This is a genomic window from Qipengyuania mesophila, from assembly GCF_019711655.1.
GTDB classification, from domain to species: Bacteria; Pseudomonadota; Alphaproteobacteria; order Sphingomonadales; family Sphingomonadaceae; genus Qipengyuania; species Qipengyuania mesophila.
This window is the reverse complement of sequence record NZ_JAIGNU010000001.1, coordinates 1,238,634-1,259,394: the sequence shown is the minus strand read 5'-3', so window position 1 is coordinate 1,259,394 and position 20,761 is coordinate 1,238,634. Positions and strand designations below refer to the sequence as shown.

Sequence of the window (20,761 nt, the reverse complement as noted above, 5' to 3'; positions counted from 1 at the left end):
TCTCTCCCTTGAAACCTACCCTATCCCTGCCACGCAGAGGCGCAAGCGATGTTTACTGGCCTTCCATGATCGCCGGGGCATCGCCGGGTTCGGGCTTCCACCGCGTCTCGGGCGGGAAGACCTCGCCGACGGTGCCCTTCTGCCAGGCCCCGTAAGCCGGGTTGGGCACGAGGAACCAGCCATTGCCCCACAGCTGCGCATAGGCGCCGCGCGCCACCATCGCGCGGCGCGCGGCAATCGCGTCGCCATCGGCGTTGAAGACGTCGGCGAAATCGCCGAGGTTGTCGCCCGCCATCGTGATCACGCAATAGCTGTCGGCGATGCGCGCACGGCGGCCGTCCTTGCGGCTGCCCATGGCATCGTCGCCGCGCAGGAACAGGTTTTCGAGATGGACCGCGGGCCCGGCCCCGGCCGCCTCGATCGCGGCCACGGTGCCGGCGGCCGTGTCGGAATTGCGATTGGTGTTGAAGATCACGGTGATGCCCGCTTCGCGCAACCGCCTGAGCCCGGTGACCGCGCCAGGCACGGGCTGGGCGATCCCCGCGCCATTGTCTGCCCATTGCTTCCATTCGTCCGGTTCGAAGGACTTGCCGCTGAACGCCTGCCAGTATTCGTAGCCGGTGTTGAGGAGAACGGTTTCGTCGACATCGAAGACCGCGGCGAAAGGCTTGGCAGAGCCGTCGGCGCGCAGGCAGGATGGCGTGCCGATCCCGCCGTCCGCATCGGGCAGGCCGAGCGGCACCGACTGCGGAGCCTCGCGTTGCTGCGCGACCAAGATGGCGTAATCCGCGATCTGCCGCCAGGTCTGGATCGAGGCACCGGCAGCTTCGCCCGAAGCGTAGAGCCAGCGCATCGTATCGGGCGCAGGCTTTTCATCGCCCACTTCCGGCGCGGGTGCGCTCGCAATCGGAGCTGCATCGGCGATGGCGCAGCCGGCCAGCGCGAGGGCGCTGGTCGCGATCAGAATCAGGCGGGTCATGCTCTTGCCTCCATATCGGCAGGAAGGGGGAGGGAGGGTGTCTCGACCTGCCATAGCAGCGAATGGATGCGCCACTCGCCGTTTTCGTCGCGCCTGAACTGGAACGAGTTGATGCCGCGCGTCGCGCCTTGGGTCCCATCCGGTTCGGTCCAGTCGCCCGAGTAGGACGACCAAGCATGCGCGATCGCGCCGAAGACTTCGATCCGGTTGACGAGCGCGCTTTCGGAAAAGCCCCGATCGGTGAGAAAATCGCGCTTGGTCGCGATGTATTCCTCGACCGTGCAGCTCTCGGTGCCGTCGGCGCGAATGGCGGTCATGCGTGCGCAGGGCCAATACATCGCGCGCATCGCGGCCCAGTCTCTCGGTTCGCCAGCCGGCCCCGAGATCACGGTATAGGCCTCGGCGACCAGGTGCTCGATCGCCCTTGCGTCCTCTTGCGTTCCACGCTCCATGGACTTGCCGTAATCCAGCGCCCGGGCGCTGTCACTAGCCTCCTGCGGTGTCTATCGGAGGCGATGGATTGTGCAGTGCAACGCGATTTCGTTTCGGTGCAATAAACTGCAATCACGCATTTCAGACACTTGGCGACTTTTCTGCTATACGAGTTGCGCGTCACGCAACAATCCTTGTTCTTTTCGCACTTGCACAAAAAGGCGGCCGCCAGCATATCTCTCCCTGCCTTTCAGGCATCCTCTCCCAAGACTTCCAAGCCCGGTTGGTTCGCCAGCCGGGCTTTTTTCTTACCGGCTGGACCTTCGCGCCCGGCTCGCTCATTGCATCGATTGGTACGGGTCCCCAAGTGGGGCCGGAAAAATCGAACAAGTAATGGAGCCGAGCCCAGATGGCCGATGCGGACGCTGCACCAGCGGTAGAGGAAACCACAGTCAGGCTGCAGGTGGCGGCGGCACGGCAGGACGAAAGCGGGCAGGGCATCGCGCGCATGCCGCGATCCGCCTTCCAGGCGCTTGGCGTCACCGAAGGTGGTGTCGTCGAGATCACCGGCAAGCGCACGACCGCGGCGATCGCCATGGCCGCCTATGACGAGGACCAGAGCCTCGACGTCGTGCGACTCGATGGTCTCCAGCGCGGCAATGCCGAAGTCGGCTCGGGCGAGCATGTGAAGGTCGCCGCCGCCGAGTCGCGGCCCGCCACACGGGTAGTCTTCGCCCCCGCGCAGCGCGAGATGCGGCTCCACGGCCCGGCCCAGGCGCTCAAGCGCAATTTCTTCCGCAAGCCGCTGGTCGCCGGCGATCTGGTCGCGACGACCGGCCAGCAGCCGGTGCAGAACATGCCGCCCGAAGTGCGCCGCATGTTCAACGCCCCTGCTTATGCGCTCACACAGATCCGCCTCAGCGTCGTCTCGACCAGTCCCAAGGGCATCGTCCATATCGACGAGAACACCGAGGTCGAGCTGCGCGCCGAGTTCGAGGCGCCGCGCGATGCGCGCGCAGTGGTCAATTATGACGATGTCGGCGGGATGGGCGAGACGATCCAGCAACTGCGCGAGATGGTCGAGCTGCCGCTGCGCTATCCCGAGCTGTTCACCCGGCTGGGCGTCGATCCGCCCAAGGGCGTGCTGCTCCACGGCCCGCCGGGAACGGGTAAGACCCGTCTTGCGCAGGCGGTCGCCAACGAGAGCGACGCGAACTTCTTCACCATCAACGGGCCCGAAATAATGGGTTCGGGCTATGGAGATAGTGAGAAGGCGCTGCGCGAGGTGTTCGAGCAGGCGAGCAAGGCTGCGCCAGCGATCGTCTTCATCGACGAGATCGATTCGATCGCGCCCAAGCGCGACCGTGTGCCCGGTGAGGCGGAGAAGCGTCTCGTCGCGCAGCTGCTGACCCTGATGGACGGGCTCGAGGCGCGCTCGAACCTCGTGGTGATCGCGGCAACCAACCGCCCCGATGCCATCGACGAAGCGCTCCGTCGTCCGGGCCGCTTCGACCGCGAGATCGTGATCGGCGTCCCCGACGAGAGCGGACGGCGCGAGATCCTCGGCATCCACACCCGCGGCATGCCGCTGGGGGACAAGGTCGACCTCAACGAGTTGGCCAAGGCGACCTACGGCTTCGTCGGCGCAGACATCGCCGCGCTCGCGCGCGAAGCGGCGATCGACGCAGTCCGCCGCATCATGCCGCGGATCGATCTGGACGAACGCACCATTCCTCCCGAAGTGCTCGACGATCTCTATGTCGGGCGGGAGGACTTCCTCTCCGCGCTGAAGCGCATCCAGCCTTCGGCCATGCGCGAGGTCATGGTGCAGATGCCCAATATCGGCTGGTCCGATATCGGCGGGATCGGCGACGCGATCGAGAAGCTGAAGGAAGGCATCGAACTGCCGATGAAGAACCCCGAGGCCTTCCATCGCCTTGGCATCCGTCCGGCCAAGGGCTTCCTCCTCTATGGCCCCCCGGGCACAGGCAAGACGCTCTTGGCAAAAGCCGTGGCCAAGGAAGCCAATGCCAATTTCATTTCGCTGAAAAGCTCGGACCTGCTGTCAAAATGGTATGGCGAGAGCGAGCAGCAGATCGCGCGCCTGTTCAAGCGCGCCCGCGCGGTCGCCCCCTGCGTGTTGTTCATCGACGAAATCGACAGCCTCGTGCCCGCTCGCGGCAGCGGGCAGGGCGAACCGCAGGTCACCGGCCGCGTGGTCAATACGATCCTGGCCGAGATGGACGGGCTCGAGGAACTGCAGTCGGTCGTGGTCATCGGTGCGACCAACCGCCCGACGCTGGTCGATCCGGCGCTGCTGCGCCCCGGGCGCTTCGACGAACTCGTCTATGTCGGCACCCCCGACAAGGCGGGACGCGAGCAGATCCTCGGCATCCACACGAAGGACATGCCGCTCGCCGATGACGTCGACCTCGCCGACATCGCCGGGAAGACCGAGCGCTTTACCGGCGCCGATCTGGAGGACGTGGTGCGTCGGGCAGGCCTCAACGCGCTTCACCGCGAAGGCGGGGATGTCCAGAATGTTGCCGCGGTCGATTTTGCCGCCGCGCTCGACGACAGCCGCGCCACGGTCACCTCGCAGATGGAAGAGGAATACCGCAAGATGCGCGGCGAGCTGAAGAAGCGCGCCGCCGACGTGCGCCCGATCGGCTTTCTCTATGAGGGCATGGTCGAAAGCACCCGCGACGAGAAGCACGGCGGCGAACCGACGGGTTAGCTTCCCTTCACGCGCTGGTTCGCCGCCTCGACCTCGAGCCGGTGGCGGATCAGCGCCTCGGGCTGGTTCTGCTTGATCCAGGCAAGCATGTGCTCGCGGACATCGCAGCGCAGCGTCCACAGATCGCCGATCGTATCCGCGCTCATCGACAGGCGTAGCTCGATGCTTTCGGGATAGGCTTCGGTCATCAGCAACTGGAGGTTGCGCCCGTCCCACAGCGCGTGGGCCTGGACGAAACGCTCGAATTCCGCACGGATCGGTTCGACATCGGCGATCGGGTCGAGATGCAGCATGACCGGGCCGGTAAGCTTCTCGCTGACCCGCGACCAGTTCTCGAAGCTGCCGTCGAGGAAGCGGCTGGTCGGCACCACGAGCACGCGCTCGTCCCAGGTGCGCACGGTGACGAAGCTCATGCGGATTTCCTCCACCCGCCCCGCCTGGCCGTCGACCTTGACGAGGTCGCCGATTCGCAGCGGCTGGGTGAGCGCCATCTGCAGGCCCGCGATCAGCGACTTGAGCGCCGGCTGGGCCGCTGCACCGACAGCCAGCGCGGCAAGGCCGGCCGAGGCGAGCATGGTCGTGCCGATATCGCGTACGCCCGGAACGTTGAGCATGATCAGCGAAACGGTGATGATGATGATCCCCACCTTCACCGTGCGCGAGAGGATCGCGATACGCGTCAAGCGTCCGCGATGGGCTACCGGATCTTCGGCCTCCCCGATCTGCGCCTCGTAGCCGCGCGCGAGCCCGCGCACGACGGCATAGGCGACCCAGCCGACCACCGCAGGGGTAAGAAAGCGGGCGAGCACGTCCCAGCCGCGCCCGACCAGCGCATCGTTTTCAGCGGCCACTGCGATCGCGAAGGCTATCGCCGCCCAGCGCAGCGGCTTGCGCACCGCTTCGACCACGGCATCGTCGAGCGTGCTCTCCGAGGTCAGAGTCAATCGGCGCAGCACCACGAAGGCGACCCAATGCGCCAGCAGGGCAAGCGCGACCGATCCGCCCAGCGCGATCAGGGTGTGGATCAGGCCGTCATAGGAGATCGACCAATTGCGCGGATCGTAGCGTTCGAGCATTACGACAATCGGTATGGGTGGGCGAACCTGATGGCAAGCCTAGTCGCCGACCGGCAGGTCGATGGATACCAGCAGTCCGTCCTTGGTGAAGCCGCGCTCGAACGTGCCGCCGAACTGGCGTGCGGCGCTGGTCATCAGCAGGCTGCCGAAGCCCTTGCGCTCGGGCAGTTCGGACAGCTCGGCGCCGCTTTCGCGCCAGGTCAGCTTCACGATGCCGTCGGTTTCTGTCCAGGTGACATGCACGGTGCCGTCGTTCTTCCAGGCACCGTATTTGACCGCATTGGTGGTCAGTTCGTGCAGCACCAGTCCGAGCGGGGTCACGCGCTTCGCCGGAAGCATGACGTCGGGGCCGTCTATTTCGGCCGGGTGCTTGCTCGAACGGTATGGGGCGAGCGAGGTCTCGACCAGAGCGCGGAGCGAGGCGACCGGGCGTTCGAGCTCGCCCTGGCTGACCTCGTGCGCGGTGAGCAGCGCACGGATCCGCTGGGCGATGCTTTCGGTCACCTCCTTCGCCTCGGGCTTGTCGCGTGCACTCATCTGCACGATCGCAAGGATCACGGCGAAGAGGTTCTTCACCCGGTGGTTGAGTTCGCGCGCGAGCAGGTCGGCACGGTCGCGCGCCTCGCTGACCACTGCCGCCTGTGCAGCCTCGGCCTCCGCCCGGGCGGCACGGCCGACCAGGCGCGCGCCGGCGAGCATGGCCAGCACCAGCAGGACGAGGAGCGCCCCGAGCAGCGGAAGAACGCGGGCCTCGGTCCGGGCCGCCTCGGTGATGCGCTCGGCAAGGACCTCGTTTTCGATGTCCTCCATCTCGGCGATCGCGCGACCGAGCCGCTCCATGGTCTCGACGCCTTCGTCGGTCAGGATGGCGCGGCGCGCATCGAGCAGCTGGCCCTTCTCGAGCATCTCGACGCCGCCCGCCATCTCGTCGAACTTGGCGCGCGCAAGCGTGTCGATCTGGTCGACCAGCTGTGTCTGGCGCGGAGTGGCATCCTCGCCGAGCAATTCGCGGATGCGGTCGAGCGACGGTTGGATCTGCTCGCGCCCGGCGTGGTAGGGCGCGAGGTAGCGGCGATCGAGCGTGATGAGATAGCCGCGCTGGCCGGTCTCCCCGCTCAGCGCCGCACGGTTCACCTGGCGCAGTTCCTCGAGCACCTCGACGGTGCGCCCGACCTGTTCGCGCTGGGCGCGCTCGGCCTCGACCGTCTGGTAGACCAGCACCAGCGTCGCGAACATGGCCGCTGCGATGAAGGTCAGCAGCGCGACGTTCATCCAGCGCGGATCGCGCGTCCGCGCGACGAACTCGTCGATCTCGTTCAGTGTGCTGCCCCCCAGCTGGTGCCCGTTCCGATCTCCACCCCCAACGGTACGTCGAGCCTCACCGCCGGTTCCGCGGCGCCGGCCATCACACGCTCGATCACCGCGGAGGCGGCATCGACATCGGCTTCGGGCAGTTCGAAAACCAGTTCGTCATGGACCTGCAGCAGCATGCGAACATGGGCAAGGCCAGCTTCTTCGAGCGCGGGCATCATGCGTGCCATGGCGCGCTTGATGATGTCGGCGCTGGTGCCCTGGATCGGCGCGTTGATCGCCGCACGCTCGCTCCCTTGTCGCTCGGCCTGGTTCTTGGAGGAAATCCGCGGGAACCAGGTCTTGCGCCCGAAGAGCGTCTCCGAATAGCCGCGCTCGCGCACCTCCTCGAGCTTGCGAACTATGTATTTCTGGATGCCCGGAAAGCGCTGGAAATAGGTGTCGATCATAGCCTGCGCTTCGTCGGGCTGGACGCCGAGCCGTCCGGCGAGGCCCCAGCGCGAGATACCGTAGAGAATCGCGAAGTTGATGGTCTTGGCCCGGCCGCGCGTATCGCGGTTGACCTCGCCGAACATTTCGGTGGCGGTGCGCGCATGGATGTCCTCGCCATTGGCGAAGGCCTCCTTGAGCGAGGGCACGTCGGCCATATGCGCGGCGAGGCGCAGTTCGATCTGCGAATAGTCGGCGGCGAGCAGGACGTGGCCCTCGCTGGCGACGAAGGCGTCGCGAATCTGGCGGCCGATCTCGGTACGGATCGGAATGTTCTGGAGGTTCGGGTCGGTCGAGGAGAGGCGGCCGGTCTGCGCCCCCACGAGGCTGTAGCTGGTATGGACGCGCCCGGTCTCCGGGTTGATCGCTTCCTGCAGCGCGTCGGTATAGGTGCTCTTGAGCTTTGCCAGCTGGCGCCATTCGAGCACCTTGCTCGCGATCTCCGCTCCGTCACCGGAGAGGCGCTCGAGCACGCTCTGGTCGGTCGAATACTGTCCGCTCTTGCCCTTCTTGCCGCCCTTGTAGCCGAGCTTGTCGAACAGCACGTCCCCGAGCTGCTTGGGGCTGCCGACGGTGAATTCGGTGCCGGCGATCTGGTGAATCTCCTTCTCCAGCCGCGCGGTCTCGCTCGCAAATTCTTCCGACAGCTTGGCCAGCCGGGTGCGATCGACCTTGATGCCGTGGCGTTCCATCTGCGCGACCACGGGGACGAGCGGTCGATCGACCCGCTCGTAGATCTTCGTCCCACCTTCGGTCGCGAGCCGCGGCTTCAGATGCTGGTAGAGGCGCCAGGTCACGTCGGCATCCTCGGCCGCGTATTCGGTCGCCTTGTCCAGCGGCACTTCGCCGAAGGGGATCGCCTTCCTGCCGGTGCCGCAGACTTCCTTGAAGCTGAGGCAGGTGTGACCGAGGTGGCGCTCGGCGAGCTCGTCCATCCCGTGGCCCCCGCCGATCCCGTCGAGCTGGCGGCCGGCGTCGAGATCGAAGCTGATGATCATCGTGTCGTCGATGGGCGACACGTCCACCCCGTTGCGCGCGAGGACGTTGAGATCGTATTTTCCGTTGTGGAAGACCTTCAGCACCGCCTCGCTTGCCAGCATCGGCGCCAGTGCGGCGAGCGCCGCAGCCCTGTCGATCTGTTGGGGCTTCTCGGCGAACATGTCGCTGCCGCCATGACCGAGCGGGATGTAGCAGGCATCGTTGGGGCCGAGCGCGAGGCTCACGCCCACGAGGTCGCACAGCATGCAGTCGAGCGAGCTGGTCTCGGTGTCGACCGCCACGAGCCGCGCGGCGTGGGCACGCTCCACCCAGTGCTCGAGCCGCTCGATGGTCTGGACGCACTCATAGGCAGACCGATCGACGGCCGGGAAGTCGGGCAGCGGCTGGCGACTGCCTTCGCTGCTTGCGGCCGCGCCGGGCGTGTCCTGCCTGGCCGGGTTGAGGTCGGTCTTACGCGAAGGGCTTCCGGTTCCGGCGTCGAGCCGTTTCAGGAGGCTGGTAAAACCGTGTTTCGATAGAAAGGCTGCCAGCGGTTCGGGGGGCACGCCTTCGAGCTTCATCTCGTCGAGCGCGATGGGGAGCGGGCAGTCTTCCCTGAGAGTGACCAGGACGCGACTCATCTCGGCATCGGCGCGATGTTCGAGCAGGCGCTCCTTGAGCTTGCTCTTCTTCATGTCTGCCGCCGCATCCAGCGCGGCGGTAAGGTCGCCATGCTCGGCGATCAGCTTGCTTGCGGTCTTCGGCCCGACGCCGAAGATGCCCGGGATATTGTCGACCGAATCGCCCATCAGCGCGAGCACGTCGCCGACCTTCTCGGGCGGCACGCCAAACTTCTCCTCGACTTCCTCGATATAGATGCGCGCATTCTTCATCGTATCGAGCATGTCGATCCGCGCCCCGTCCTTCTCGCCGACGAGCTGCATCAGATCTTTGTCGCTCGACACGATGGTGACGTTCCATCCCTGGTCCTGTGCGACCCGCGCGTAAGAGGCGATCATGTCGTCGGCTTCGACGCCGGGCTCCTCGATGCAGGGCAGGCTGAAGGCACGCGTCGCATGGCGAATCAGCGGAAACTGCGGCACCAGGTCTTCGGGCGGATCTGGGCGGTGCGCCTTGTACTGGTCGTAGATCTCGTTGCGGAAGCTGTGGCTCGACTTGTCGAGGACTACCGCCAAATGGGTCGGGCCGTCGGCCTTGTGCAGGTCGTCGGCCAGCTTCCACAGCATCGTGGTATAGCCGTAGACCGCGCCGACCGGCGTACCTTCGGGGTCGGTGAGCGGGGGGAGTCGGTGGTAGGCGCGGAAGATGTAGGCCGAGCCATCGACCAGGTAGAGATGCGGTGTATCAGCCATTGTGGAGGGGCTTAGCAACGGCATGCCACAATGGGGAGCGCGATTTTTCCTGCGCTGCGCAAGCGGCGGATTAGTGCCAATTCCGGCCCAATTACGGCAAGAATGTGGCGGAGATTGGGCGAAACAGCTTGCGGTGCCCCAATTCGGCCATTATTTAGACACTGTGAGGCCCCATTTCGGGACTCGCGCGGGGAGAGGCCTTCGGGCTTTCGAACTGCACTCAAACTCGCTGTTCAAGGATTTACACCTATGCGCAAGATCGCTCTTTTCGCTGCCGCTTCGGCCGCTGCCCTGACGCTCGCTGCTTGCTCGGAAGCCACCGAAGACGCTGCTGAAGCAACCGCAGAAAACGCTGCTGCCGACACCGAAGCCAACATGGAAGCCGCTGGCGACGCCATGGAAGCCGGCGCTGAAGAAGTTGCTGCGGAAGCTGACGAAGCTGCTGCTGAAACCGAAGCTGCTGTCGAAGGCGACGAAACCCCGGCCGAAGCCGCTGCCGACTAATCGGTCGCCGTTTCGAACGCGGTTTACCGTTTCGAAAAAGAAAGGGCGGTGCCTTGCGGCGCCGCCCTTTTTCTTACCCCGCTTTGAAGAGCCTTAATTGCCGCCGTACTCCGCGCTCGCCCAGTTGCGGCCATCGTTGTCCGAGTTCTGCCAGAAGCCCTGATAGAGCGCCTGCGTGATGCTCGAAATGCGCGCATCGCGGTTGGCACGTGCTGCGAGCTTCTGGCTACGGCTGCCGTTTTCGATCGCCATCGAGGGGCTTTGCCCGGTTACGTAGATCGCCACAGCGATCGCACGTCCGTCGGGCGTGTTGAAGATCCCGATGTCGCTGGCTGTGCGGGCGAGCGTTCCGGTCTTGTGGGCCAGATTGGCGCTGACCGGCAGGACCGACCTCATCCGGTGTTTGCCGGTGCTCGTTTCCTCCATCGCGTCGAGCAGCACGCGGCGCGAATGCTCGCTGAGCCACTTGCCCTGATAGATGCCGGCTAGCAGTTTCCCCATCGCGCGCGGCGTGGCGCTGTCTTCGCGCACGACGTTCCAGGCCGGATCGGTGCGGCCATCGTCGCGGATCAGCGAGGCGATGTTGCGGGTCAGCTCGAATTCCTCGATCCCCGCCTCGCGCATCCACTTGTTGACGGCGCGCGGACCTCCGACTGCCGCGAGCAGCGCGTCGGTGCAGTCGTTGCAGCTCTTGCTGATCATCAGGCTGAGGTGCTGATAGGCGGGCAGATAGGCGCCACCGGGCCGCGGTAGGCGATATTCGCTGCTCAGACTCCAGCGGCCGGCATCCACTCCGGCGAGGAAGGTTGCCGCGATCGCCACCTTGCTGGTGCTCGCCATCGGGAAACGCTGGTCGGCAAGGACGCCGACATCGCGACCGGTAGAGAGATCGATGGCATAGACGCCGATGCGCCCGTTCGAACCCTCCGCCAACTGCGCGATCTGCCGCTCGAGCGGCGAGGAGAGCGCTGCCTCATAGGCTTGCGGCGCTCGCACCTCTGTGCCCAGCACCGCGTCGAACTGGTTCTCGAATCCGCCACCCTGTGCCAGCGATGGAGGTGCGATGAGCATCGCCCCGATCACTGCCAATCGTCCAAACAATCCTTTTCGCATACCGACCCTGTACACCCTCCGTGGTTAGGCGAAGCTTAATGACAAGCTCAGGGTACGGCACAAGCCTTCTCGCGACGAAAAGTGTTGCGCGCGGGACAGGTTTGGCGTTCTCCATATTGCTTCCGGTCCCGCGCGCCCGAGATCATGCGTTGGCGATGGCCTGTTCGATCTTTGCGGTGGATGCGCCCGACAGGGTCTTGTCGATCTCGCCGACGAGGCGTTTTTCGAGTTCCGAATGATAGTGGCGCCGCATCTCGCCCAGCGTCTTCGGGTCCGCGATCACGAGGACATCGGTGATCTCCCCGGCGATCGACTTGGCGTTGAGCCATTGTGCCGCCGCGGCGCCATGGGCCAGCTCTTCGAGGTCGGTCCGACCGACCTGCTGGCCGACGTCGTCCTGATGCTTCACGCCGGCGCTGAAATTGGTCGCATCGAGCGCGGGCTTCTGCGCATCCGACAGCCGCGGCTCGAGTGGCTTGCCGGTATTGCGCATCACGGTGAAGTTCTTGCCATCGACGATCGCGACATGGGCGTTGTTGGGAAGGCGCATGAATTGGTCTCCTCTAATGTTGTTCGTCCAGACAACGTGCCAGCGAGCGGAGAGGTCCGGGGTTGAGCCGGTCGCCGAATCGCGGCACAGATAGGTTGCATGGGAGAGACTGAAAGCGCGGGGGCGCTCGATCAGGGATTGGCTAGGGCGCTCGCGCGAGCAGGCTTGACCGCGCCTGAAGGGCTGCGACGCCTGACTGGTGGCGCCACGATGGAAAGCTGGCGCTTTTCGAGCGGTGCGGAGGACTTCGTCCTGCGGCGCGCGCCGAGCCTGTCCTTCATGGAGGGACGACCCTACGGACACGACACCGAAGCCGCGATCATCCGCGCAGCGCACCGGGCGGGCGTGACCGCGCCCGAAGTACTGGTCGAGCTGATGCCCGAGGATGGCATCGGCAGCGGGTTCGTCATGCGCGCGCTGCCCGGTACGCCCGACCCGCGGGCGATCCTCGCGATGGATGATCCGGGACAATTGCTGCGCGAAGTGGCGCGGGATCTGGCGCGGATCCATTCGCTGAGCCGCGAATCGCTGCCCGGCGACGTACCCGAGATGGACTATGCGGAAGCGGTCGCGGGTCTCGCGCAGCAATTCGACGAGGCAGGCGCGGACCGGCCGATCATCGCACTCGGGCTCCACTGGTTGCAGGCCAATCTGCCGCCCCGTGTCGAACCCGTGCTCAACCACGGCGACTATCGCCTCGGCAATATCCTCGCCGAGGATTCGCACCTCACCGGCGTGCTCGACTGGGAACTCGCGCATTTCGGCGACCGCCACGAGGATCTCGCCTTCGGCTGCATGGCCGTGTGGCGCTTTGCGCGGGTCGACCGACCGGCGCTCGGGCTCGGCACTCTGGAGGATTACCTGTCCGCCTACGAGACTGCCGGAGGTGCCGCCGTCGATCCGGCCCGGTTCCGTTTCTGGCTGGTCTATCGCACCGTCTGGTGGGCACTCGGCTGCCTGCGCATGGCGAGCTTCTGGCGCAGCGGCGACGACCGCATGCTCGAACGCGTGGTCATTTCGCGGCGAACCAGCGAGCAGGAACTCGACCTGCTGCTGCTGCTCGAGGACGACGCACCCGAGGAGGAGCGCCTGCGGCCCGTGTCCCCGGCGGCGGGGGCACACCAGCCCTCAGGCGAAGCGAGCGTGGGCGAGATCGCGACTGCCATCGCCGAATGGCTGGCCACGGTGAAGGACCGGATGGAAGGCCACGACCGCTTCCAGCTGGCGGTGGCGCGCAATGCGCTGGGGATGATCGCCCGCAACGACGCCGCCGCGACGCAGGCCGAGGACGCGACCCTGGCACGCGACCTGCTCGAGGGCAGCGCATCGCTGGCGACCCCCGGCATGCTCGCCCGGCTGCGCCGCGCAGCCCTCGACAAGCTGGCGGCCGACGTACCCAAATATCCGATGCTCGCGCGAGCGCGGAACCTGTGGATGGGAGAGGACTGATGGATTTCGCGATACCCCAAGCGCTCGAGGACTATTACGCTGAGCTCGAAGCCTTCATCGAGGGCACGATCGAGCCGTTGGTCGCCAGCGACGACAACATCCGCTTCTTCGACCATCGCCGCGAGGATGCGCGCACTGACTGGGAGCGTGGTGGGCTGCCCAACCACGATTGGGAAGACCTGCTGCGGCAGGCGCGCAAGGCGGCGGACGAAGCTGGTCACTGGCGCTTCTCGGCGCCGAAGAAATACGGCGGCCAGGACGGGTCAAATTTGTGGATGGCGGTGATCCGCGACCGTTTCGCGCAGCGCGGGCTCGGGCTCCACAACGACCTCCAGAACGAGCATTCGATTGTCGGCAACTTCCCATTCGTCGCCATGTTCGAAACTTTCGGGACCGAAGAGCAGAAGCAGGAATTCATCAATGGCGGGTTCGAGGGGACGCGCCGCGTCGCATTCGGGCTGACCGAGCCCGACCACGGCAGCGACGCGACGTGGATGGAGACCAAGGCGGTGCGTGAGACGCGCGACGGGGGCGATGGCTGGCGGATCGACGGCGAGAAGATGTGGATCACCGGCATGCATGTCGCGACCCACTGCGCGATGTTCGCACGGACGGGCGGCAAAGATGGCGATGCGAGCGGGATCACCTGCTTCCTCGTGCCCAATCCCACGCCCGGACTCGAGATCGAGGAGTGGATGTGGACCTTCAACATGCCCACCGACCATCCTCGGTTGAGCGTCAACAATGTCTGGGTGCCCGACAGCGCGATCCTCGGCGTCGAGGGCCGCGGGCTCGCGCTGGCGCAGAGCTTCGTCCACCAGAACCGCATCCGCCAGGCGGCCTCTTCGCTGGGCGCGGCCAGCTACTGCATCGAGGAAAGCGTCCGCTATGCGCGCGAGAGGAAGCCCTTCGGCGAGGAGCTGGCGAGAAACCAGGCGATCCAGTTCCCGCTGGTCGAGCTCGCCACGCAGTGCGAGATGTTGCGCCTGCTGATCTACAAGACCGCCTGGGACATGGACAACATGCCGCATGAGGAGATCGAGAAGACGATCTCGGACAAGGTCTCCATGTGCAATTACTGGGCAAACCGACTGGTCTGCCAGGCCGCCGACCGCGCGATGCAGGTGCATGGCGGGATCGGCTATTCGCGGCACAAGCCGTTCGAGCACATCTATCGCCACCACCGCCGCTATCGTATCACCGAAGGTGCCGAGGAGATCCAGATGCGCAAGGTTGGCGCCTATCTCTTCGGTTATCTCGGGCCCCGGCGCGGCAAATACGGCTGATCGACGAAGGGCATTGCCAAGCCTTGCCGGGATGCTAGCCCTCGCAATCAGATGAGGGAGAACACAATGATCCTACGCCTTTCGCTGGTCGCCACCCTGCTGGCGACCGCCGCCCCGATTGCCGCGCAGTCCACGCCGATCGTGCTTCCGGGCGCACCGGGAGAAGCACCTCGGGTAATTGACGCCGAGCAGGCGATCGCGCTGTCCGATACGCGCTTCTCGCCCGCCGACGTCGCCTTCATGCAGGGGATGATCGTCCACCACCAGCAGGCGGTCGACATGGCCAAGCTGGTCAAGGAGCGCACCAACAACGAGGCGATTCTCAAGACCGCCGACCGGATCGAGGCGGGCCAGAAGGACGAGATGAAGTTCATGCGCACCTGGCTCGAGGACCGCGGCCTCGAGGTCGCCATGCCGGGCATGGGCCATGCGCACCACACGATGAAAGGCATGGCCTCGCCCGAGCAGATGCGCGAGCTCGCCGCTTCGAACGGCACCGCATTCGATCGCCAGTTCCTCCAGCTGATGGTCGAGCACCACCGAGGCGCGGTGACCATGGTCGACGACCTCCACCATATGCCGGGCAGCGCCTACGACCCGGTGATGTTCGAATTCACCAACGATGTCGTGACCGACCAGAAGGCCGAGATCGACCGGATGAATGCGACGCTCGCCACGCTCTCGACCGATCCGCGCGCGACGCTCGAGCCCGGTTTCCGCGACGCTGGCGAAGCGATTTCGAATCTGCGCAAGGTCGCCAGCCTCGAAAAGCCGGCCGGCTTCTTCGATCCCGAAAACCCGGCGCAGCTACAGCCGCTGAAGGAAAAGAAGGACGAGGACGAAGAAAAGGCCACCAAGTCGCCGCGCAAGGAAGGCCAGGAGGCCGAAGAGGACAAGCCGGAGTTCGGCGAGCGCGGCTCGCTCTTGAGCTTCGCCTTCACCGACATGGCCTTTTCGGGTGATATGCTCGTGGCGGGCAGCTATCATGGCTTCAACGCCTATCGCCTCGGCGAGGACGGCGTGCCCCAGCTGGTCAGCTCGGTGGTCTGCCCCGGCGGACAAGGTGACGTCTCGATCGCGGGCGACCTGCTGGTGATGAGCGTGCAGGACAGCCGCGCGCGCATCGACTGCGGCCTGCAGGGCATCGACGACAAGGTCAGCGCCGAGCGTTTCCGCGGTATCCGCATATTCGATATTTCGGATATCACCCGCCCGCGACAGGTCGGCCAGGTCCAGACCTGCCGCGGCAGCCACACCCATTCGATCGTCGAAGCCGACGAAAAGCGGCTGGTGGTCTACAATTCGGGCACGAGCTACGTTCGCGACGACGAAGAGCTGGAAGGCTGCTACGAAGTCGGAGGCGACAACACCGCGCTGTTCAGCATCGACGTGATCGAGATCCCCGTGGCCGATCCCTCCAAAGCACGCATCGTCGACCGGCCGCGCGTCTTCGCCAAGGACGGCGAGATCGCCGGGCTGTGGCACGGCGGCGACCATGGCGAGGGTACGCAAGAGACGTATCGCACCGACATGTGCCACGACATCACCGTCTTCCCGGCGAAGAACCTCGCGGCAGGGGCCTGTTCGGGCAACGGCATCATTCTCGATATTTCCGATCCCCTGAAGCCGAAGCGGATCGACGACGTGACCGACAAGGGTTTCGCCTATTGGCACTCGGCCACCTTCAACAACGATGGCTCCAAAGTGCTGTTCACCGATGAATGGGGCGGCGGTGGACGGCCCCGCTGCCAGGCGGGCGACCCGACGAACTGGGGCGCCGATGCTTTCTACGGGATCGAGGACGGTAAGCTCGTCTATCGCGGGACCTACAAGCTGCCCGCGCCGCAGGGCGACAAGGAGAACTGCGTCGCGCACAACGGTTCGATCATCCCCGTCCCGGGACGCGATATCTTCGTCCAGGCCTGGTACCAGGGCGGCCTCAGCGTGATCGACTTCACCGATCCGGAGGACATCCACGAGATCGCCTATTTCGATCGCGGTCCGATCGACAAGGATCAGCTCGTCACCGGCGGCTACTGGTCGGCCTATTGGTACAAGGGGCGGATCTACGCGACCGAGATCAGCCGCGGGCTCGACGTCTTCGCGCTCGAGCCGAGCGAATACCTCACTGCGGAAGAAATCGCGGCCGCAGAAGGCGCGGTCTATCCCGGCGGACTGTTCAACCCGCAAACGCAGACGCAGGTCACCTGGCCCGAAGACTTGGTGGCTGCGGCAGAGGCGAGCCGCAAGGGTGGCTAGGCAGCGGCCCGGCGCTTCAGCTCGACATAGAGTGCCGGGAGACCTTGCGCCAGCGCACGCGAACGGAGCTCGGCGTCCGCCGCGGCCTGCTTGGCGGCGGCGTCGGGGACGAAGATGGCGCGGGGCTGCTTGGCGTTGCGCCGCGCCGCTGCGGCGAGCGCCGTTCGTCCAGCAGCATCGGGCTCGATGCCGAAATGCGGCAGGATACGCGTCTCCAGCGCTTGCGGAAGCTCGGCGTAGTCGCACAGGGCGAGGCGCTCGGTCGGCTCCGCTTCAAGCCCGGCCCGCGCGATCGAGGCAATCACCCAGGCGAGATAGTCCCGATCCGCAATGGCCTCCGCTCCATCGAGGCCGAAGCTTTCGAGCGCCACGCCGCCGCGCCGAGCATGCAGCCCAGGTCGCCGGGTCTGTGACACCAGCACCTCGATGGGGTCGCGGAAGAGGAAAAGCGAAGCTGCGGACGGGAACAGCTCGGCGATACGGGGGAGGGCGAGCGTGTGCCAGCTATCGAGCTTGACGATGCGTGTGGTCGTTTCCGCGAACCGTTGGCGCAGGAGCGCACCGGCCATCCCCTGCACCATCCGAGCGGGGATCACGCCGTCGAGAAACAGCTTGATCGCCTGATCGAGGACGGGGGGTTCGGAAACCACGGTCACCCGGTCCAGGGCGCCCAACATCTGCCCCACCAGCGTCGACCCACAGCGCGAGAGATGGAACACGAGGCCGTCGGGTTGGGAGTGCCCTGCGAAGGCGCGCAGGGCGTCGAGCGAGGTCGAGCAACGCAGCACCAGGTTGATCGGGTGCGCGGCCACCCGGGCCATCGTCTGTTCGAAAAAGGGTTCGTCGAGCGGCGCGAAGGCAAAATGCAGCCATTCGACCCGCGGCGTTCCCCCTTCGCCATAGATCTGCACCGGTAGCCATTGACCCGGCGGCGCCCGGTCGAGGTGCAGCAAGGGCGGCCGATCGCGAACGGCGGCGGCTTCGGCCAGCACCCGCGACCAATCTGCCGTGCAACCATCGGTCAGGGTCAAGACCCCGGCAAGCTCGGCAGGGTCGGCGCAGGACGCCAGACGGCGCTCGAAGGCTTCGTCTGCAGCCACCTGCGCGATGATCTCGGCCAGAACTGTGCTGTCCATGTGCGTCCCCTTCCGAACCGCAGTGGCACAGATGCTGGCAAGGAGCGATAGGGGCAAGCAGGCGCCGGGTGGCTTGCGTCAGGCGCCGATCGCCTTTCGCACATCCTGGACGAAGCCGGTGCGCCGGATGATCTCGTAGAGCAGCCGGGCGGCCAGGCGGCCCGGCCAGCGCATCGGCCGGGGGACCTGCAGGAACAGCACCACGCGGGGCTCGCGGGTCTCGTTCCACACCTCATGCACGTTGGTTTCGTCGAAGACGAGCCATTCGCCATGGTGCCAGCGGACCGGTTCGCCGTTGACCTCCATCTCGCAGCGCTCCGGTCCCCCAGGGACCGACAGGCCGAGATGGCAGTTGAGCCAGGCCTTGGTCAGACCGCGATGACGCGGGACATGGGTGCCGGGCTCCATGATCGAGAAGAAGCCCACGACCAGCCCCGGGACCCGGTCGAGCATGGCGGCCGTCCGCGGACAGCGCGTGCGATTGGCCTCTGCCTTGAAACCATAGCCTTCAAAGAAGAAGCTCTTCCACGCCGATGTATTGGCGATACGGCGGTGATCGGGTGATATGCTGCCGAAGGCGGGGATCGACCGGCGCTCGGCGAGCAGGGGAGCGAGTTCCTCCTGAACCACGCGCCAGTTGCGGCGCAATTCGTCGAGGCAGGGCAACAGGTCCGCTCGCAGGATCGCGTCATCGCGGATCAGCGACTGGCGCGCGAACCAGCGATTGATCGGGTCGCGCAGGCGTTTGGCCGTGCGGACCAGCGCCGACTGCTTCGGTCGTGTATAGCGCTCCCGCGCTTCGGGCTGCGAGGGATTGTCGTTCGACACCGCGAGGGGTTCGAACCCATCCTCGCGACCGTCCATGCGGGGGCGGGCTTGGTACCCATCCCTCATACCATGGAGCATACCGGGCGGGTTGCGGCGAAGCTTGGAAAATCGCGCCAATGATGCTGCGCGAACGAAAGGCCCGGCGGGATCGCTCCCGCCGGGCCTCTGTAAGTCCGGTTGGTCGGTAAGGCTTAGAAGCCCATGCCGCCCATCCCGCCCATGCCGCCCATGTCGGGCATCCCGCCGCCAGCCGGCTTGTCTTCCGGCTTGTCGACGATGGCGGCTTCGGTGGTGATCAGCAGGCCGGCGACCGAGGCTGCGTCCTGCAGCGCGGTGCGCACGACCTTGGTCGGGTCGATCACGCCGGCAGCCACGAGGTTCTCGTAGGTGTCGGTCGCGGCGTTGAAGCCGAGCGTGTCGTCATTGGCGTCGACCAGCTTGCCGGCGACGACCGCGCCGTCGTGACCGGCGTTGGTCGCGATCTGGCGGACGGGAGCCTGCAGTGCGCGACGGACGATGTCGATGCCGCGGGTCTGGTCGTCGTTTTCGCCTTCGAGGCCGTCGAGCGACTTAGTGGCGTAGAGCAGGGCGGTACCGCCGCCCGGGACGATGCCTTCTTCGACCGCTGCGCGGGTTGCGTGCAGCGCGTCGTCGACGCGGTCCTTGCGCTCCTTCACTTCGACCTCGGTGGCGCCGCCGACCTTGATCACCGCAACGCCGCCGGCGAGCTTGGCCAGACGTTCCTGCAGCTTCTCACGATCGTAGTCCGACGAGGTGTTGTCGATCTGCGTGCGGATTTCGTTCACGCGTGCCTTGATGTCGTCTTCCGAACCGGCACCGTCGACGATGGTCGTGTTGTCCTTGTCGATGGTGACCTTCTTGGCCTGGCCGAGCATGTTCAGCGTCACGTTCTCGAGCTTGATGCCGAGGTCTTCGCTGATCATCTCGCCCTGGGTCAGGATCGCAATGTCCTGCAGCATGGCCTTGCGGCGGTCGCCGAAGCCCGGTGCCTTGACCGCTGCGACCTTGAGGCCGCCGCGCAGCTTGTTGACCACGAGGGTGGCCAGCGCTTCGCCTTCGATGTCTTCCGCGATGATCAGCAGCGGGCGGCCCGACTGGACAGCCGCTTCGAGAACCGGGAGCATCGCCTGCAGGTTCGAGAGCTTCTTCTCGTGGATCAGGATGTACGGGTTTTCGAGTTCGACCGTCATCTTTTCCGGGTTGGTGATGAAGTAGGGCGACAGGTAGCCGCGGTCGAACTGCATGCCTTCGACGGTTTCGAGCTCGAATTCGAGACCCTTCGATTCGTCGACGGTGATCACGCCTTCCTTGCCGACCTTGTCCATGGCTTCGGCGATCTTCTCGCCGACTTCACGGTCGCCATTGGCCGAGATGATGCCGACCTGCGCGATTTCCTGGCTGCCCGAAACGTCCTTCGATCGGCCCTTGAGGTCTTCGACGACCTTGGCGACGGCGAGATCGATGCCGCGCTTGAGGTCCATCGGGTTCATGCCGGCGGCGACCGACTTCATGCCTTCGGTGACGATCGACTGGGCGAGCACGGTGGCGGTGGTGGTGCCGTCACCGGCAGTATCGTTCGCCTTCGACGCGACTTCCTTGATCATCTGCGCGCCCATGTTCTCGAACTTGTCCTTCAGTTCGATTTCCTTGGCGACGGTGACGCCGTCCTTGGTGATGCGGGGTGCGCCGAAGCTCTTGTCGATCACGACGTTGCGGCCCTTGGGACCGAGCGTGACCTTGACGGCGTTGGCGAGGGTGTCGACGCCGCGCAGAATGCCTTCGCGCGCGTCGCGGCCGAACTTAACGTCCTTGGCTGCCATGGGTGTGTCTCCTGGAATTCTCGTTTAGTTGAAGAAATACATCCGGGTCGGCGATCAGCCGATGATCCCCATGATGTCGCTTTCCTTCATGATCAGCAGGTCTTCGCCATCGAGCTTGACCTCGGTACCCGACCACTTGCCGAACAGCACGCGATCGCCGGCCTTGACGTCGAGCGGGGTGACCGTGCCGTCTTCCGCCTTGGCGCCGTTGCCGACGGCGACGATTTCGCCTTCGCTCGGCTTTTCCTTGGCGCTGTCGGGAATGATGATCCCGCCGGCGGTCTTCTCTTCGGCTTCGATGCGACGGACCAGAACGCGGTCGTGCAGCGGACGAAATGCCATGATGATGACCTCTCTCTTCTACGAGTTTGAAACATGTGTTGGCACTCACTCGGTGAGAGTGCCAGCGGCGCGCATTTG

General features: G+C 65.5%; 16 protein-coding genes. 5 read left to right on the top strand and 11 right to left on the bottom strand.

Features of this window, described 5'->3' with window-relative positions; translation table 11 throughout:
* Positions 1–52: 52 nt before the first annotated feature.
* Positions 53–979, bottom strand: coding sequence for a 5'-nucleotidase, lipoprotein e(P4) family (locus K3181_RS06240; protein ID WP_221601804.1), 927 nt, complete (start codon positions 977–979; stop codon positions 53–55).
* Positions 976–1,431 (bottom strand): Cif family virulence factor, encoded by a 456-nt coding sequence (locus K3181_RS06235; RefSeq protein WP_221601802.1) that lies wholly within the window; start codon positions 1,429–1,431, stop codon positions 976–978. Before K3181_RS06235 ends, K3181_RS06240 begins: the two co-directional genes overlap by 4 nt.
* Before the next feature lie 389 nt (positions 1,432–1,820).
* On the opposite strand from K3181_RS06235, the gene K3181_RS06230 reads away from it, so the two are divergent.
* Positions 1,821–4,148 (top strand): CDC48 family AAA ATPase, encoded by a 2,328-nt coding sequence (locus tag K3181_RS06230; protein WP_221601800.1) that lies wholly within the window; start codon positions 1,821–1,823, stop codon positions 4,146–4,148.
* Here the strand turns inward: K3181_RS06230 and K3181_RS06225 are convergent.
* The 3 genes from K3181_RS06225 to polA are packed head-to-tail and all read right to left on the bottom strand — an operon-like array spanning position 4,145 to position 9,375.
* Positions 4,145–5,224, bottom strand: a complete 1,080-nt coding sequence (locus K3181_RS06225) for a mechanosensitive ion channel family protein (protein WP_221601798.1) — start codon at positions 5,222–5,224, stop codon at positions 4,145–4,147. The two genes, K3181_RS06230 and K3181_RS06225, sit on opposite strands and share 4 nt — an antisense overlap.
* Before the next feature lie 39 nt (positions 5,225–5,263).
* On the bottom strand, positions 5,264–6,496 hold the full coding sequence (locus tag K3181_RS06220; protein WP_221601797.1) for a sensor histidine kinase: 1,233 nt from the start codon (positions 6,494–6,496) through the stop codon (positions 5,264–5,266).
* A 44-nt stretch (positions 6,497–6,540) separates the two neighbouring features.
* Complete coding sequence (polA, locus tag K3181_RS06215; protein ID WP_221601795.1) at positions 6,541–9,375, bottom strand: DNA polymerase I; 2,835 nt, start codon at positions 9,373–9,375, stop codon at positions 6,541–6,543.
* A gap of 249 nt (positions 9,376–9,624) precedes the next feature.
* Between polA and K3181_RS06210 the strand changes: the two genes are divergently transcribed.
* Positions 9,625–9,879, top strand: a complete 255-nt coding sequence (locus tag K3181_RS06210; protein WP_221601793.1) for a hypothetical protein — start codon at positions 9,625–9,627, stop codon at positions 9,877–9,879.
* 93 nt (positions 9,880–9,972) lie between these two features.
* On the opposite strand, the gene K3181_RS06205 is transcribed toward K3181_RS06210, so the two are convergent.
* Both K3181_RS06205 and K3181_RS06200 read right to left on the bottom strand, forming a co-directional pair.
* A complete protein-coding gene (locus K3181_RS06205) occupies positions 9,973–10,962 on the bottom strand; it encodes a serine hydrolase (RefSeq protein WP_345725479.1) in 990 nt (329 codons plus the stop codon).
* Positions 10,963–11,134: 172 nt separating this feature from the next.
* Positions 11,135–11,542, bottom strand: a complete 408-nt coding sequence (locus K3181_RS06200; RefSeq protein ID WP_221601791.1) for a baeRF12 domain-containing protein — start codon at positions 11,540–11,542, stop codon at positions 11,135–11,137.
* A 165-nt stretch (positions 11,543–11,707) separates the two neighbouring features.
* Between K3181_RS06200 and K3181_RS06195 the strand changes: the two genes are divergently transcribed.
* From K3181_RS06195 to K3181_RS06185, 3 genes are all read left to right on the top strand, one after another.
* Positions 11,708–12,991 carry a phosphotransferase gene (locus K3181_RS06195; protein ID WP_345725451.1) on the top strand — a complete coding sequence of 428 codons (1,284 nt, stop codon included), beginning with the start codon at positions 11,708–11,710 and terminating at the stop codon, positions 12,989–12,991.
* Positions 12,991–14,277, top strand: a complete 1,287-nt coding sequence (locus K3181_RS06190) for an acyl-CoA dehydrogenase family protein (protein ID WP_221601786.1) — start codon at positions 12,991–12,993, stop codon at positions 14,275–14,277. Before K3181_RS06195 ends, K3181_RS06190 begins: the two co-directional genes overlap by 1 nt.
* Before the next feature lie 66 nt (positions 14,278–14,343).
* Positions 14,344–16,536 (top strand): DUF305 domain-containing protein, encoded by a 2,193-nt coding sequence (locus K3181_RS06185; protein WP_247714876.1) that lies wholly within the window; start codon positions 14,344–14,346, stop codon positions 16,534–16,536.
* On the opposite strand, the gene K3181_RS06180 is transcribed toward K3181_RS06185, so the two are convergent.
* The 4 genes from K3181_RS06180 to groES form a co-directional block, all read right to left on the bottom strand.
* Positions 16,533–17,672, bottom strand: coding sequence for a sulfotransferase (locus K3181_RS06180; protein ID WP_221601782.1), 1,140 nt, complete (start codon positions 17,670–17,672; stop codon positions 16,533–16,535). The genes K3181_RS06185 and K3181_RS06180 overlap by 4 nt on opposite strands.
* A 78-nt stretch (positions 17,673–17,750) precedes the next feature.
* Positions 17,751–18,536, bottom strand: coding sequence for an aspartyl/asparaginyl beta-hydroxylase domain-containing protein (locus tag K3181_RS06175; RefSeq protein ID WP_221601780.1), 786 nt, complete (start codon positions 18,534–18,536; stop codon positions 17,751–17,753).
* Positions 18,537–18,691: 155 nt separating this feature from the next.
* The gene (gene groL, locus K3181_RS06170) at positions 18,692–20,341 is read right to left on the bottom strand and encodes a chaperonin GroEL (protein WP_221601778.1); all 1,650 of its coding nucleotides are present in this window, start codon (positions 20,339–20,341) and stop codon (positions 18,692–18,694) included.
* Between the two features lie 54 nt (positions 20,342–20,395).
* The gene (groES, locus tag K3181_RS06165) at positions 20,396–20,683 is read right to left on the bottom strand and encodes a co-chaperone GroES (RefSeq protein ID WP_221601777.1); all 288 of its coding nucleotides are present in this window, start codon (positions 20,681–20,683) and stop codon (positions 20,396–20,398) included.
* Between the last annotated feature and the right edge of the window lie 78 nt (positions 20,684–20,761).

What these genes read in the sequence shown, in the direction of transcription:
- K3181_RS06240 (WP_221601804.1), bottom strand. Translation starts at nt 979, where the DNA reads ATGACCCGCCTGATTCTGATCGCGACCAGCGCCCTCGCGCTGGCCGGC.
- K3181_RS06235 (WP_221601802.1), bottom strand. Translation starts at nt 1,431, where the DNA reads ATGGAGCGTGGAACGCAAGAGGACGCAAGGGCGATCGAGCACCTGGTC.
- K3181_RS06230 (WP_221601800.1), top strand. Translation starts at nt 1,821, where the DNA reads ATGGCCGATGCGGACGCTGCACCAGCGGTAGAGGAAACCACAGTCAGG.
- K3181_RS06225 (WP_221601798.1), bottom strand. Translation starts at nt 5,224, where the DNA reads ATGCTCGAACGCTACGATCCGCGCAATTGGTCGATCTCCTATGACGGC.
- K3181_RS06220 (WP_221601797.1), bottom strand. Translation starts at nt 6,496, where the DNA reads ATGAACGTCGCGCTGCTGACCTTCATCGCAGCGGCCATGTTCGCGACG.
- polA (WP_221601795.1), bottom strand. Translation starts at nt 9,375, where the DNA reads ATGGCTGATACACCGCATCTCTACCTGGTCGATGGCTCGGCCTACATC.
- K3181_RS06210 (WP_221601793.1), top strand. Translation starts at nt 9,625, where the DNA reads ATGCGCAAGATCGCTCTTTTCGCTGCCGCTTCGGCCGCTGCCCTGACG.
- K3181_RS06200 (WP_221601791.1), bottom strand. Translation starts at nt 11,542, where the DNA reads ATGCGCCTTCCCAACAACGCCCATGTCGCGATCGTCGATGGCAAGAAC.
- K3181_RS06190 (WP_221601786.1), top strand. Translation starts at nt 12,991, where the DNA reads ATGGATTTCGCGATACCCCAAGCGCTCGAGGACTATTACGCTGAGCTC.
- K3181_RS06185 (WP_247714876.1), top strand. Translation starts at nt 14,344, where the DNA reads ATGATCCTACGCCTTTCGCTGGTCGCCACCCTGCTGGCGACCGCCGCC.
- K3181_RS06180 (WP_221601782.1), bottom strand. Translation starts at nt 17,672, where the DNA reads ATGGACAGCACAGTTCTGGCCGAGATCATCGCGCAGGTGGCTGCAGAC.
- K3181_RS06175 (WP_221601780.1), bottom strand. Translation starts at nt 18,536, where the DNA reads ATGGACGGTCGCGAGGATGGGTTCGAACCCCTCGCGGTGTCGAACGAC.
- groL (WP_221601778.1), bottom strand. Translation starts at nt 20,341, where the DNA reads ATGGCAGCCAAGGACGTTAAGTTCGGCCGCGACGCGCGCGAAGGCATT.
- groES (WP_221601777.1), bottom strand. Translation starts at nt 20,683, where the DNA reads ATGGCATTTCGTCCGCTGCACGACCGCGTTCTGGTCCGTCGCATCGAA.